The organism is Pseudomonas sp. Colony2 (genome assembly GCF_019382755.1).
Classification (GTDB): Bacteria; Pseudomonadota; Gammaproteobacteria; order Pseudomonadales; family Pseudomonadaceae; genus Aquipseudomonas.
The window spans coordinates 1,173,848-1,187,184 of the sequence record NZ_CP080030.1 but is presented as its reverse complement, the minus strand read 5'-3'; the positions used below and the strand labels follow the sequence as shown (position 1 = coordinate 1,187,184).

Annotated in this window: 13 protein-coding genes; 10 read left to right on the top strand and 3 right to left on the bottom strand. The window is 62.6% G+C overall.

Going from position 1 to position 13,337, the window contains the following annotated elements; all coding sequences use genetic code 11:
* Both JV201_RS04880 and JV201_RS04875 read right to left on the bottom strand, forming a co-directional pair.
* The coding region (locus tag JV201_RS04880) for a sensor histidine kinase (protein WP_219407137.1) at window positions 1-1,361 on the bottom strand (1,361 nt) is incomplete at its 3' end.
* On the bottom strand, window positions 1,358-2,020 hold the full coding sequence (locus JV201_RS04875; RefSeq protein WP_177021394.1) for a response regulator: 663 nt from the start codon (window positions 2,018-2,020) through the stop codon (window positions 1,358-1,360). The genes JV201_RS04875 and JV201_RS04880, both read right to left, overlap by 4 nt.
* A 147-nt stretch (window positions 2,021-2,167) precedes the next feature.
* Here JV201_RS04875 and JV201_RS04870 point away from each other — a divergent pair, with 147 nt between their 5' ends.
* From JV201_RS04870 to phnX, 9 genes are all read left to right on the top strand, one after another.
* Window positions 2,168-2,434 (top strand): PepSY domain-containing protein, encoded by a 267-nt coding sequence (locus JV201_RS04870; RefSeq protein ID WP_003210334.1) that lies wholly within the window; start codon window positions 2,168-2,170, stop codon window positions 2,432-2,434.
* On the top strand, window positions 2,434-2,979 hold the full coding sequence (locus JV201_RS04865) for a cytochrome b/b6 domain-containing protein (protein ID WP_003210336.1): 546 nt from the start codon (window positions 2,434-2,436) through the stop codon (window positions 2,977-2,979). Before JV201_RS04870 ends, JV201_RS04865 begins: the two co-directional genes overlap by 1 nt.
* A gap of 23 nt (window positions 2,980-3,002) precedes the next feature.
* Window positions 3,003-4,271 carry an exo-alpha-sialidase gene (locus tag JV201_RS04860; protein ID WP_102606350.1) on the top strand — a complete coding sequence of 423 codons (1,269 nt, stop codon included), beginning with the start codon at window positions 3,003-3,005 and terminating at the stop codon, window positions 4,269-4,271.
* On the top strand, window positions 4,271-4,870 hold the full coding sequence (locus JV201_RS04855; RefSeq protein ID WP_219406589.1) for a hypothetical protein: 600 nt from the start codon (window positions 4,271-4,273) through the stop codon (window positions 4,868-4,870). Before JV201_RS04860 ends, JV201_RS04855 begins: the two co-directional genes overlap by 1 nt.
* Entirely contained in the window at window positions 4,870-6,888 is a 2,019-nt protein-coding gene (locus tag JV201_RS04850) for an LTA synthase family protein (protein WP_102368180.1), read from the top strand. Before JV201_RS04855 ends, JV201_RS04850 begins: the two co-directional genes overlap by 1 nt.
* A 126-nt stretch (window positions 6,889-7,014) precedes the next feature.
* A complete protein-coding gene (psrA, locus tag JV201_RS04845) occupies window positions 7,015-8,106 on the top strand; it encodes an iron-containing alcohol dehydrogenase PsrA (protein WP_219406588.1) in 1,092 nt (363 codons plus the stop codon).
* A gap of 93 nt (window positions 8,107-8,199) precedes the next feature.
* A complete protein-coding gene (locus JV201_RS04840; protein WP_003210345.1) occupies window positions 8,200-9,495 on the top strand; it encodes an MFS transporter in 1,296 nt (431 codons plus the stop codon).
* 36 nt (window positions 9,496-9,531) lie between these two features.
* A complete protein-coding gene (locus tag JV201_RS04835) occupies window positions 9,532-10,404 on the top strand; it encodes a LysR substrate-binding domain-containing protein (RefSeq protein ID WP_087695146.1) in 873 nt (290 codons plus the stop codon).
* A gap of 88 nt (window positions 10,405-10,492) precedes the next feature.
* A complete protein-coding gene (phnX, locus tag JV201_RS04830) occupies window positions 10,493-11,320 on the top strand; it encodes a phosphonoacetaldehyde hydrolase (protein ID WP_219406587.1) in 828 nt (275 codons plus the stop codon).
* Between the two features lie 39 nt (window positions 11,321-11,359).
* On the opposite strand, the gene JV201_RS04825 is transcribed toward phnX, so the two are convergent.
* Window positions 11,360-12,325 carry an oxidoreductase gene (locus tag JV201_RS04825; RefSeq protein ID WP_102606354.1) on the bottom strand — a complete coding sequence of 322 codons (966 nt, stop codon included), beginning with the start codon at window positions 12,323-12,325 and terminating at the stop codon, window positions 11,360-11,362.
* Between the two features lie 79 nt (window positions 12,326-12,404).
* Between JV201_RS04825 and JV201_RS04820 the strand changes: the two genes are divergently transcribed.
* On the top strand, window positions 12,405-13,337 hold a 933-nt coding region (locus tag JV201_RS04820), incomplete at its 3' end, for an AraC family transcriptional regulator (protein ID WP_257903289.1).

The window sequence follows — 13,337 nt, the reverse complement described above, 5'->3', positions numbered from 1 at the left end:
GCGCTAAAACTCAACCGCGCACACAACCCACCCACCTCCCGGTTATACAACTCCAACCGCCCCCCGATCTTCCCCACGATCATCTGCACAATCGCCAACCCCAACCCCGCCCCATTCGCATTCCCACGACTATAAAACCGCTCGAACAACCGCCCAATCTCCCCTTCATCAATCCCCGGCCCCGCATCCTCCACACACAGCTGCACCACGCCCGAATCCTCCTCCCGCACCACCACCCTCACCTCACTCCCCGCCGGCGAGAAATTCAGCGCATTGGTCACCAGGTTCTGCAGCGCAATCGCCAACGCCACGGGGTCCGTTTCAATCCAGCATTCCTCATCCCCTTCCAGCACCAACTCAACGCCTTTCTCCATCGCCAGGGGCGTCAGTTCCGCAAGTTCTTCGCGCACCAACTCCGTCAACGGCACACGCACTCGTACGGTGTTGTTCAACTGCGGCTCGATGCGCGCCATGGTCAGCAGTTGGCTGCCAATACGCGTCGCCCGGTCCACGCCATTCACCAGGAAGTCCAACGCCTCTCGCCGCTGCTCCTCGGTTTCCGCGCTCTGGGCGTTCTGCGCGTGAATGCGCAATATCGCCAACGGCGTGCGCAGTTCATGCGCCGCGTCCGCGATAAACCGACGCTCCCGCTCCAGCAGGTCATCCACCTGCACCAGCAGGCGGTTCAGCGCGGTTTGCATCGGTTCCAGGTCCGCCGGCAACGGTTCAAGTTGCAGCGGTCGCAACGTATTGCTGTCCCGCCCGCGAATGGCCTGGGCCATGGCGCGCAGGGGCTTGAGGCCCCAGCCGATGGTCAGCCAGATCAACAACGCCAGCAGCGGCACGCCAATCAGGATGGGCCAGAGGGTGTGGCGGATGATGCGCTGGATCACGTCCTGGCGAATGTCGTCGCGCTCGCCCACCCAGATCAGCAGGCCTTGTTGCATGTCGGCGAGCATGAACGCGCACCAGTCATTGCCGTTTTCCATCAGGTCGTGAGGCCCGAGGGTGGTGGGCGGTGCGTTGAGGATCGGCGCGCCGGTGGAGCGCACCAGCAGTTGACCGTCGGCGCGCCATACCTGGAAGGTCAGGCGGGTTTCGTAGGGGTGCGCGGCGCCGTCTTCGCCGACACGGCTCATGGCTTGATCGAAAGCCTGGTAGAGGCGGTCCCAGTCGGCATCGCCGGGATCGCGCTGGCGCAGTACGCCTTGCAGCAAACGGGCGCTTTGGGCGAGTTGGGCGTCGTAGACTTCTTCGATTTCGTGGTGGCTGTCCCGCAGCACGAGCCAACTGATCAGGCCATCACCCAGCAGGATCAGCACCAGTACCGGAATGAGGATGCGCGCGCGGACCGAATTCATGGTTTGAGTTCCACCATGTAGCCCACGCCACGCACGGTGCGGATCAGTTCGGTGGAGAGTTTTTTGCGCAGGTTGTGGATAAGGACTTCGAGGGTGTTGCTTTCGACGCGGTCCTGCCAGCCGTACAGCGCGCGGGACAACCGCTCGCGGGTGACGACTTTGCCGGGGCGCACCATCAGTTGGTGCAGCAGTTGGTATTCCATCGGCGTGACCACAACGTCCTCGCCTTGATAACTGACCTGTTGGGTCACCGGGTCCAGGCTCACGCCCGCATGTTCCAGCAATGGTTGCGCGCGGCCCTGGCTGCGGCGCAACAGGGCGCGCACACGGGCCTTGAACTCTTCGACGTCGAAGGGTTTGACCAGGTAGTCGTCGGCGCCGGCGTCCAGGCCGGCGATGCGCTCGGCGGTGCCGTCGCGGGCGGTAAGGATCAGCACCGGCAGGTCGTATTGCTCGGCGCGCAGGGTTTGCAGGAGTGTGAGGCCGTCAAGGCGCGGCAGGCCGAGGTCGAGCAGCAGCAGGTCGAAGCTTTCGGTGCGCAACGCGTGCAAGGCGCTGACGCCATCCTGCAACCAGTCCAGGGTGTAGCCTTCGGCGCCCAGGGCCACGCGGATCCCTTGGCCAAGGGCACGATCATCTTCGACAAGGAGCAGGCGCATAACTGATTCTCTGGAGTAACCGGCGGCATGATGCCGTGTAACCGTCGAGGCTATTTCGGGAAAGATGTTACGGGCCGTTGCCAACTAAGCTTTCGCTAAGGTTGGTTTTGCACAGTGAAATCTCCCACATCTGCTGAGAGTGCTTCCATGCGCAAAATTCTCTTGCTGTCGCTGATTATCGCCAGCCCCATGGCCTTCGCCGGCCCGCAATGCACCACTGCCGAGCGCTCGCAATGGCAGGACCAGAAGGCCTTTCAGGAGCAACTCAAGGCCCAGGGCTACGAGATCAGCAAGTTCAAGGTTACTGACGGCAACTGCTACGAGATCTATGGCTTTGACAAGGACAAGCGCAAGGTCGAGATCTACCACGATCCAGTCACCGGCAAGGCCGTGAAGACAGAGATCAAGGGCTGATGCCAGCAACCTCCCTGCGCCTCTGGGACCCGGTGGTGAGGGTGTTTCACCTCTCCATCGCCGGCGTCTTTGTGGCCAATTACTTCTTCAACGAAGCAGGCGACGACTGGCACGTATGGCTGGGCTATTACGCCATGGCCTGGTTGCTGGTGCGGTTGGTGTGGGGATTTGTCGGTCCGCGCAGCGCGCGCTGGGCGGACTTCTGGCCAACGCCGGAACGGCTCATGGGCCATGTGCGTTCACTGCTCAACCGCCGGCCGCAGCACCGCCTGGGCCATTCGCCCATTGGCGCGCTGGTGATGATTCTGATGTTGCTGGCGCTGCTGGCTATCGGTGCCAGTGGCTTTTTGATGCAGGAAGTCGACGCCCTGTGGGGCGCCGATTGGCCGCTGCTGTTGCACGAAACTGCCGCCAATGTACTGGCCGGCCTGGTAGGCGTGCATGTGCTGGCGGCGTTGTTTGAAAGTATCCAGGTGCGGGACAACCTGCCGTTATCCATGCTCACCGGCCGCAGGAGGCGCCTGCCGGATGACCGTGCGCAGTAATCCTTTTTCCCGACAGGTTCTCTATGCGCCCGCTTTTAATGATCTGCAGTCTGCTGGTGGTGTTTTTCGCTGCCTGGCAAAGTCATCCGCCCCACGTATTGGCGCCGTTTGCCCAAGGCCCCAAGGACAGCTCGCCAACAGAGGCCGCCCCGCAATACAGCAGCCGCTTTGTCTCCTCGCAGCTCAATGACTTTGTGCATTCCTCCTCGGTCACCGCCCTGCCCGGCGGCGACCTGATGGCCGTGTGGTTTGCCGGGTCCCGCGAGGGCGCCGCCGATGTGCAGGTGCGCACCGCGCGCTTTGACGCGAAAAGCGCCGAGTGGGGCCCGGAGCAAGTATTGGCCACCCGTGAAAGCACCCGCGACGGCACGCACCGCTACATCCGTAAACTGGGCAACCCGGTGATCGCCCTGGCACCGGACAATCGCCTGTGGATGTTCTACGTTTCGGTGTCGGTAGGCGGCTGGGCCACCAGCGCGATCAACGTGATGGTCTCGGATGACCTGGGGACGAACTGGTCGGCCCCTCGGCAACTGATCACCTCGCCTTTCTTCAATATCAGCACGCTGGTGCGCGCCGCACCGGTATTCCACGCTGACGGTTCCATCGGCCTGCCGGTGTACCACGAGTTCATGGGCAAATTCGCCGAGTACCTGTACTTGAGCCCCGACGGTGCGGTGGTCGACAAATTCCGTATCAGCCGTGGGAAGAACTCGCTGCAGCCGACCATCGTCCCGCAGGACGGCCAACGCGCCATCGCCATGCTGCGTTACGCCGGCGAAACCCATCACCGAGTCCTCGCCAGCCGCACCGAAGACGCCGGCCAAACCTGGAGCGAGCCTTACCCATTGGAACCGTCCAATCCCAATTCCTCGCTGGCAGCCGTCAGCACTGAAGGCGACGGTTTGCTGGTAGCCCTCAACGACCTGCAGGACGGCCGCTTCAAGCTCAGCCTGTACGGCACCGATGCCAAGCTCAATCAGTGGCGCACCGTGGTGGAACTGGATCAATCCCCCGACCCCTTGGGCCAACCGTTCTCCCCCGAGGCCTACAAGGAAATCATCGGCGAAGGCTTCCGCGCCTCCAGCGGCGCCCTGCGCCTGCCGCTGGAACAACGCTTTCTCAGCAACCTGGACTACCGGGTGTGCAAGCCCCGTGGCTGCGATTTCGAATACGAGTACCCGTACTTCAGCCGCAGCCCGGACGGCATGTACCACTTGGTGTACTCGTGGAATAACACCTTTATCAAACATGTCAGCTTCAACGAAGCCTGGCTGTCGGAGCGCCTGTGATGGTTTCTGTATGGCAAGCGCATTTGAGTTTTGTGCTGTTGGGTTTTGTGCTGCTCAGCCTGTTGCGCGTCACAACACCCTGGCGCCCCTGGCTGCTGCCGGTGTTGGTGGTGGTGAGTTTTATCCCGGTCAACGAACTGCCGTTGGCGGCGTATGTGCGCAGCTTCACCGATGACCTGGCCATCAGCACCCTGGTGTTGTTGGTGTGGGTCAGCCTGTGCCGGTTGGGCGTGGTGCAGCCGCTCCAGCGCCCGCAGAAGTTCCAGGTGCTGTTGCTGTTTGGCGCCCTGAGCCTGGTGCTGTACCCGGCGACGATGGGCCTGACGTATTTCGACCCCTACCGCTGGGGTTTCAACCCTCGGCCGATGATCGTGCTGATAGGCGCGGCAGCACTGTTGATGCTCTGGCTGCGTAATACGCTGGCGGTGTGGATGCTCGCGGCGGGCACCCTGGCGTTCGCGCTGCGGCTCAAGGCCTCGGAAAACTACTGGGACTATCTGATCGACCCACTGCTGACGGGCTACTGCCTGGTGGCCGGGTTGTGGATGCTGGCGATGGCTGCCTGGCGCCCTCTTTTAAAATTGCACAGAGGTCAATGATGGGATGGTTGCACTCGCGCCGCCTGCGCTACGGCGTGGGCGCGATCGGTTTGGTATTTGCGTTGCTGGCGGCACTGCGGCTGGTGTTTGTATGGGGATTTTCCGGGGTCGGCCTGAGGGAGCCCGCACTGCTGGAAACCGTGGGCATCGGCCTGCGTTTCGACCTGCGCCTGGCGGTGCTGATCCTGTTGCCCCTGGCACTGCTCGCCTGGCTGCCACGCTGGAACCTGGTGACTGTCCCCGCCCTGCGCTGGCTGGCACGGGGTTATCTGCTGCTGGCGCTGGCCATCGTCGGGCTGGTGTACATCATCGACTTCGGCCACTACGCCTACCTCGGTGTGCGCATCAACGCTACGGTGCTGCGTTACCTGGAAGACGCGCAGATTTCACAACAGATGGTGTGGGAAACCTACCCGGTGCTGTGGATAACCTTGAGCTGGCTTGCCGCCGTCGGCCTGTGGACCTACGCCCTGGTTCGCCTTGAACGCATCACCCTGGATGGCGAACGCAAACCCATTGGCAAGCTGGCCATCGCATCCGTGGCCACCGTCGGCGTGATCGCGGTATTGCTGGCCCTGCTCGGCCGCGTCGCCAACCTCAATATCGAAAACCCGGTGCCTCTGCGCTGGAGCGACGCGTTCTTTTCCGGCAACAACCAGATCGCCGCCGTGGGCCTCAACCCGGTGCTGTTTCTGTACGACACCCTCAAGGTCGGCCAGTCGCAATTCGATGAGGCGCGGGTACGAGAGCATTACCCGCAAGTCGCGAATTATCTGGGGGTCAGCCAGCCCGACCCCGAGCAGTTGAACTTCGCCCGTGAACAAGCCGTGCAGCCTTATCAGCTCAAGGGCGAGCGCCCGCCGAACGTGATCTTCGTGATGCTCGAGTCCCTCGGCACCAGCGCCGTGGGCGCCTATGGCAACCCGCTGAACCCCACGCCGAACCTCGACAAGCTGGCGAAGGAAAGCTGGTTCTTCAAACACTTCTACGTGCCCGTCACCGGCACCGCCAAAACCGTGTGGGCGAGCATCACCGGCGTGCCCGACGTTACCCGCCAGGAGACGGCGACCCGCAACCCGCTGATCACCCGGCAACACACCTTGATCAATGCGTTCGAGGACTACCAGAAGCTCTACATGATCGGCGGCAATGCCGGCTGGGCGAATATCAACGCCTTGATCCGCCAGAGCATCGACGGCGTGAAGCTGTATGACGAAAGCCACTGGCGCTCGCCACGGGTGGACGTGTGGGGCGTTTCGGATCTGGACCTGTTCAAGGAAGGCGACGAACTGCTGCGGGCCATCCCCAAGGACCAACCGTTCTTCGCCTACCTGCAAACCTCCGGCAATCACCGCCCGTTCACCATCCCCAAGACCAACGATGGCTTCAAGGTGCATGACCTCACCGTGGAACAAGTCCAGGCCGCAGGCAGCCGCAGCGTCGAGCAGTACAACGCCGTGCGCCTGCTGGACTTCAACATCGGCCGCCTGATGGAAATCGCCAAGGCTGGCGGTTACTACGACAACACCATCTTCGTGTTTTTCGGCGACCACAACACCCGAATCAGCCAGATTCCGCACATGGCGCCGGCATTCGAGCAGCTTGGGCTGGAAAGCAACAACGTGCCGATGATGATCCACGCGCCCGGCCTGCAACCCCGGGTGATCGAAGAAGCCGTCGGCCTGGCGGACCTGCTGCCGACCGTGGCCGGCATGGCGGGCATACCGTTCCGCAATGGCGCGATGGGCCGGGATATCCAGCAACCTGCGCCGGAAGGCGAGCGCGTGGTGCCGCTGGTATTGCGCGAGGGCACGTTCCCGCTGATCGGCGGCGTGACCAAGGACTTCCTGCTGCAAATGGAGCACGACGGCAGCTCGCCGACCCTGCATGACCTGGCGTCGCAAACGCCGAGGGACAATGTGGCTCAGCAGTATCCCGAGGAGTTTGAGCGGTTGCAGGGGCTGACCCGTGGCCTGCATGAGAGTGCGCGATTGATGTTGTTCCGGAACGTGCGCTGAAGTCACCTGACGGTTGGGCTGTACTATCGGCCCAGCCAATCCATCCCCACAATCTATCGATTTGAGGTCCACCTCACCCTCCCCGACTATGGCGGCACTTCCAATAACAAAAACCAGGAACCCGCCATGACTGCCCGCTTCCACAACCCGGTAGACACCCGCTTCGGCTGGGGCTGCCTGCAAGAACTCGCCGCTCTTACCGAAGGCCAGACCGTCGCCCTCGTGACCTTTCCCGAAGCCCGCGGGCTCGGTTTGGTAGACCGCATCCAGGACCTGCTGGGTGAGCGCCTGGTGTACGTCATTGAAGACCTACAGCCCAACCCTGACGTGGCCCAACTGCGCGACACCTACGAGCGTTTCTGGCTGCAGGCCGGTGACTGCCAGGTGGTGGTCGCCGTCGGCGGTGGCAGTGCAATTGATACGGCAAAGGCCTTGATCGTCGGCACAGATTCCGGGGATTTCGACGAGCTGCTGGCGTTGCTGGCCACCGGTAAACCTTTCGCGCCGGCCCGCCACAAGCTGTTGATTGCCGCACCGACCACCGCCGGCACCGGCAGCGAAGTCACGCCATGGGCGACGATCTGGGACTCCGCCAGCCTCAAGAAGTATTCGCTGCACCTGGACTGCACCTGGCCGACAGTGGCGATCATCGACCCGCAGTTGATGCTGACGGTGCCGGCCGGGGTCACGGTGTCCACCGGGCTGGATGCCTTGTCCCATGCGCTGGAATCGATCTGGAACGTCAACGCCAACCCGGTCTCGGACACCTTCGCCATCTCCGCCATCGAAGACATCCTGGAATGCCTGCCGCGCTTGCGGCGTGACCTCGGCAACCAGGAATTGCGCTCGCGCATGGCCTTGGCGGCGCTGAAAGCCGGCCTGGCTTTTTCCAACACCAAGACCGCCCTCGCCCACTCCATCTCTTATGAGATGACTCTGCACCACGGCCTGCCCCATGGCATCGCCTGTTCCTTCACTTTGCCGCTGGTACTGGGCCTGGCATGGGGGCACGACACCGCGCGGGACCGCACTCTGCAACGGGTATTCGGCACCGACCTGCAGCAGGCCCAGGCGCAGTTGCGCGACTTCCTCCACAGCCTGGACGTGAAGACCGAATTTGCCGACTACGGCGTGAATGCCACCGAGGCCGAGGCGATGATCCGCTTCGCCCTGCAAGGCGCACGCGGCAAGAATTTCATCGGCGCGCAAGCGGCCTAGACTCACCGTAATTCGGTCGTTTCCTGTTGCACCTATCAAGAGTGCCCCCCAGCGGCTGCGGTCGCCGGGGCGAATAACAATAAGGAAAACATCATGAATCGTGCACACGTGCTGCCTGTTCCTGCCGTCCGTACCTCATCGTTTCGCGTAGCCCAGTGGCGCATGCTGCTGGCGGCGATGTTTTGTTATCTGTTTTTCTACACCGGCCGCCAGACCTTCGGCTTTGCCATCCCCGGGATCCAGGCCGAGTTCGGCCTGACCAAGGAAACCCTCGGCTGGGCCTCCGCGGCGATGCTTTGGGCCTACGCGATTGGCCAGGCGATCAACGGCAACCTCGCCGACAAGTTCGGCGGCCGCCGCATCATGACCCTGGGCGCGGTGCTGTCCTGCGCGGCCAACTGGGTCACCAGTTTCGCCAGCGGCTTTGCCGGGCTGATCCTGCCGTGGGGCATCAACGGTTACTTCCAGGCCCTCGGCTGGGCACCCGGCAGCCGGTTGATTTCCAATTGGTGGAGCGCCGGCGAGCGCGGCAAGGTGTATGGCTTTTATGTGTTCGCCGCCGGGTGCGCCTCGGTCCTGTCGTACGTCACCTCCATCGTGGTGCTGGAAGTGTTCCAACTGGAATGGCGCTGGATCTTCCGCCTGCCGGTGCTGTTGATGTTGGCGGGCGGCATCATTTTCTACCTGGTGGCCCGCGAGCGGCCTCAAGACATGGGCTTCGAGCCCCTGGCCGATACCGGCGTGGCGAATGCCGAAGACAAGAATCATGAAGTGGCCCACGGCGAAGTCGAATCCTCGGCGCAGCGCTACAAGGCGGTGCTGAAAAATCCGCGGCTGATCATCGCCGCGATCTCCCTGGGTTTCCAGAACGCCGCCCGCTACGGCCTGATCGTCTGGGTGCCGGTGCACTTCCTCGGGGCCAACTGGAAAAGCGGCGACAGCATGATCGACCCCAAGTGGATCACCGTGGCCCTGCCGGTGGGCATGGCCATCGGCGCCCTGAGCAACGGCTGGGTCTCGGACAAGCTGTTCGGCTCCAAACGCTACCTGGCGATCATGCTCTACATGTTCCTCGGCGCCGCCACCAGCCTGTGGATGTGGAGTTTGCCGCCCCACAGCGCAATCGGCCTGGTAGCGTTGTTCCTCTGCGGGTTCTTCGTGTATGGCCCGGCGTCGAGTTTCTGGGCGCTGTGCCCGGACCTGGTCGGCGCCAAGCGTGCGGGTACGGCCACGGGCGTGATGAATTTCTCATCCTATCTGTTCGCCGGCCTGGCGGAACCGCTGATCGGCAGTATGCTCGACAGTACCGGCAATACCTCGCTGATCTTCATCGTCGTGACCTCGGCCTGCCTGTGCAGCGCAGCGGTGGCGTTGTTTATCCGACGTTAATGACCGGCCCGGCGGACCTCAGGAACAGGACTCGTTATGTACCAGTACCACAAGTGGCTGCGCTCGTTTCATGCGGTGGCGAAGACCGGCAGTTTCACCCTCGCCGCCGAATACCTGAGCGTCGGCCAGCCGACGGTCAGCGAGCAGGTCAACGGGCTGGAGAAGCAGTTCTCGGTGGAGCTGTTCCACCGTCGCGGGCGGTTTATCGAGATGAGTGCCGCCGGGCACGCCCTTTACGGGATCACCCAGGGGCTGTTCGGCCAGGAGGATGAAGCCATGCAACTGTTGCAGAGTTTCAAGCAGCGCAAGACCGGGCTGCTGCGCCTGGGCGCGGTGTCGCCGCCGATCGCGATGAACCTGACCTACGAGCTGATGCAGCGCCACCCGGACATCGAACTGGAAACCTCGTTTTCCCCGGAAAAGGAAACCCTGGACCGGCTCTTCAACTTCGATATCGACGTGGCGATCCTGGCCCTTTCGGAGTTCGACCAGCGCTTTGATACCCAGCTGTACCGGCGCTATCCGATTATTGCGGTGGTGCGCGATGACCACCCGTGGGCCCGGCAGAAAGAGGTGCACGTGGAACAGATCAGCCGCGAAAAGTGGGTGATGCGCGAGAAAAGCTCACGCACCCGGCAACTGGTGGAAGAAAGCTGCAAGCGCCAGGGCATCGCCGTGAACTGCGTGATGCAGCTGAACAGTCGCGAAGCCATTGTGCACGCGATCACCAAGGGCATCGGCATCGGCTTTGTGTCTGCCGTGGAATACGCCGAAACCCCGGGCACCACGCCGATCACCTTCGTCGACCATCCGTTTTTCATCGACTACCACTTGTGTTGCCTGGGCATCCGCCGCAACCGACCGATGATCGCCGAGCTATTCGAGGCCAGCCCAATCCCGGCCACCTGATCGTCTTGACCGTTTAAACCCTCACCAGGCGCTTACCTCTTCTTTGAGAGAGGGACGGCCTGCTCACACCTGAAAATGGAGACTTGCCATGCACTACCAACAACCTTCCAAGCTGCAAGCCGTGGTCCTGGACTGGGCCGGCACCGTCGTCGACTTCGGTTCCTTCGCCCCCACGCAGATTTTTGTCGAGGCGTTCGGTGAGTTCGGCGTCGCCGTTTCCCTGGAGGAAGCCCGCGGCCCGATGGGCATGGGCAAGTGGGATCACATCCGCACCTTGTGCAACCTGCCACAGATTGCCGAGCGTTATCGGGCGGTATTTGATCGCTTGCCGACTGACGAGGATGTCACCGCACTGTATGAGCGCTTCATGCCGTTGCAGATCGAGAAAATCGCGCTGCATTCGGCGGTCATTCCCGGCGCCCTTGAGGCGATCAACACCCTGCGCGGGCAGGGCTTGAAGATTGGTTCCTGCTCCGGGTACCCGGCGGTGGTGATGGCCAAGGTGGTCGAACTGGCGCGACAGAACGGCTACGTCGCCGACCATGTGGTGGCGACCGACGAAGTGCCCAACGGGCGCCCGCATCCGGCGCAGGCACTGGCCAACGTGATTGCCTTGGGAGTCAGCGATGTGGCCGCGTGCGTAAAGGTCGACGACACCTGGCCGGGGATCCTGGAAGGCCGTAGCGCCGGCATGTGGACGGTGGCGCTGACCTGTTCCGGCAACGCACTGGGTTTGACCTACGAGCAATACCAGGCGCTGCCTGCTGCTGAGCTGGCGCTGGAGCGTGCGCGCATTACACAGATGTTCGAGGGCTCGCGGCCGCATTACCTGATCGACACCATCGTCGAACTGCCGGCGGTGATCGACGATATCAATGCGCGTTTGGCGCGCGGGGAGACACCACAGGGTTCTTGATGGGCCGATGGGGTCAGTGAGCTGACCCCACACTGCGGCCTATCGCCCTGCGACAAGCTGCTCGCTAAGTATCCACAGCCGCTGCGCCAACCCGGTATCCACCGCCCACGGCCTGACACCCAACTGCTCTTCCGATTCCGCACTCACTGCCGCCGCCACATCACAGTTCTCGCAATAGACCCCGCCCATTCCCGCCAACTGCCCACTCACCGCGCACCACACACTGGTGGCCGCGCCTTGCTCCGGGGTTTTCATGTTCCGCTCAGGGTCGATCACCGGTTTCCCGTGCTCGTCGACATAGCCTGATGCCTGCAAGACTTCAGGCTTCATGTGCCGCACCAGATCGGTAATGATTCCACCGGGATGCACCGCAAAAGCCCTTACCCCACTCGCCGCACCGAGCGTATCCAGATGCACGGCGAACAGCGCATTGGCAGTCTTGGACTGACCGTAGGCCCTCCATGGATCGTAGGCCTGGCGCTCGAAATTCCAGTCGTCAAAGTCGACGGCGCCGTGCACATGCCCCCGTGAGGACAGCGTCACCACCCGTGCACCTTCGGCGCGCTGCAAGGCCGGCCACAGGCGCTGGGTAAGTAGGAAATGCCCGAGATGGTTGGTCGCAAACTGAGATTCGTAGCCCTGGGCATTGCGGCTCAACGGCGGCGCCATGATGCCCGCGTTATTGATCAGCAGGTGCAGCGGGCAGCCTGTCGCCAGAAAGCGCTCGGCAAACTGTTCGATGGACTGGGCGTCCATCAAGTCCAGGGGTTCAAGTTGCAGCTGTGGGTAAGGTTTGAGTGCGGCGCGTGCCTTGGCCAGGTCACGGGCCGGGATGATCACGCGGGCGCCCGCGGCAGCCAGGGTACGGGCGGTGACCAGGCCAATGCCGGAGTAGCCGCCCGTGACAATCGCCACCTTGCCCGAGAGATCGACGCCCCGGATGACTTCGGCGGCGGTGGTTGCTGCTCCATAGCCGCTGTGGATCGGTTTTTGTACTGTGGGCATGACAGAGTCTCCATTGGACGTGTGGTTAACACGCTACCCCTCGAAAGCCGTACTCTGAATACTCGAACATCCCGTTTACATGCGTAAAAGTACGAATATGCCCAGCGACCCGTTTTCCGAGATTCTCACGTTCGTGAATGCCCAATCGGTGATGACCGGCGGCTTCAGCGCGGGCGGCGCCTGGGCCCTGCGTTTTCCCGCGCCGGACAAGATCAAGTTTTTCGGGGTGGTGAAGGGGCAGTGCTGGTTGTGGATGGATGGCGAACTGGCGCCGGTGTTGATTGAGGCGGGCGATGTGTTCCTGCTGTGTGCGCAACGCTCGTTTGTGCTTGCAGGCGATGTGTCGGTCGCGCCTTTGGAAGCGCGGCAATTATTCGCTGACGCCGGCCGCTTCCCGCAAATCGGTGACGGCCAGGGCTGTGTGCAAATCGGCGGCTACGTGCAACTGGACCCGGAGAGTGGCGGCCTGCTGGCCAACGCGCTGCCGCCCCTGATCCACGTGCGAGCCACGTCGCCGCAAGCGACAATCGTGCAATGGCTACTCGGCCAGTTGGCACATGAGGGGCAAGCCAATTTGCTCGGGGCAAGCTTGGCGTCGGCGCAACTGGCGCAGTTGATGTTTATCCAGATCCTGCGGGCCTATGTCGAGACCTCGGGCGTATTACCCGAAGGCTGGCTGCGCACGGTCAGCGACAAGCGCCTGGCCCCCGCGCTGCGCTTGATACACAGCGAGCCGGGGCGTGCCTGGACACTGGAAGACCTGGCTACGGCGGCTGCGATGTCGCGCACCACCTTTTCGCACTACTTCAACAGCGTTGCCGGGGTACCACCGTTGGCGTACCTGACCGAGTGGCGCATGCGCCTTGCGCAACGAGCGTTGCGCGAGGGGAATCTGTCAGTGGGTGTGTTAGCGCAGTCGTTGGGGTACGGTTCTGAAAGTGCGTTCAGCAACGCCTTCAAGCGAGTGACAGGAAAGGCCCCGAGGCATTATCGGGACGCGTGCCGTCAATCC

Bases quoted from the DNA above. Each gene is read 5' to 3' on its own strand.
- JV201_RS04875 (WP_177021394.1), bottom strand. From the start codon at position 2,020: ATGCGCCTGCTCCTTGTCGAAGATGATCGTGCCCTTGGCCAAGGGATC.
- JV201_RS04870 (WP_003210334.1), top strand. From the start codon at position 2,168: ATGCGCAAAATTCTCTTGCTGTCGCTGATTATCGCCAGCCCCATGGCC.
- JV201_RS04865 (WP_003210336.1), top strand. From the start codon at position 2,434: ATGCCAGCAACCTCCCTGCGCCTCTGGGACCCGGTGGTGAGGGTGTTT.
- JV201_RS04860 (WP_102606350.1), top strand. From the start codon at position 3,003: ATGCGCCCGCTTTTAATGATCTGCAGTCTGCTGGTGGTGTTTTTCGCT.
- JV201_RS04855 (WP_219406589.1), top strand. From the start codon at position 4,271: ATGGTTTCTGTATGGCAAGCGCATTTGAGTTTTGTGCTGTTGGGTTTT.
- JV201_RS04850 (WP_102368180.1), top strand. From the start codon at position 4,870: ATGGGATGGTTGCACTCGCGCCGCCTGCGCTACGGCGTGGGCGCGATC.
- psrA (WP_219406588.1), top strand. From the start codon at position 7,015: ATGACTGCCCGCTTCCACAACCCGGTAGACACCCGCTTCGGCTGGGGC.
- JV201_RS04840 (WP_003210345.1), top strand. From the start codon at position 8,200: ATGAATCGTGCACACGTGCTGCCTGTTCCTGCCGTCCGTACCTCATCG.
- JV201_RS04835 (WP_087695146.1), top strand. From the start codon at position 9,532: ATGTACCAGTACCACAAGTGGCTGCGCTCGTTTCATGCGGTGGCGAAG.
- phnX (WP_219406587.1), top strand. From the start codon at position 10,493: ATGCACTACCAACAACCTTCCAAGCTGCAAGCCGTGGTCCTGGACTGG.
- JV201_RS04825 (WP_102606354.1), bottom strand. From the start codon at position 12,325: ATGCCCACAGTACAAAAACCGATCCACAGCGGCTATGGAGCAGCAACC.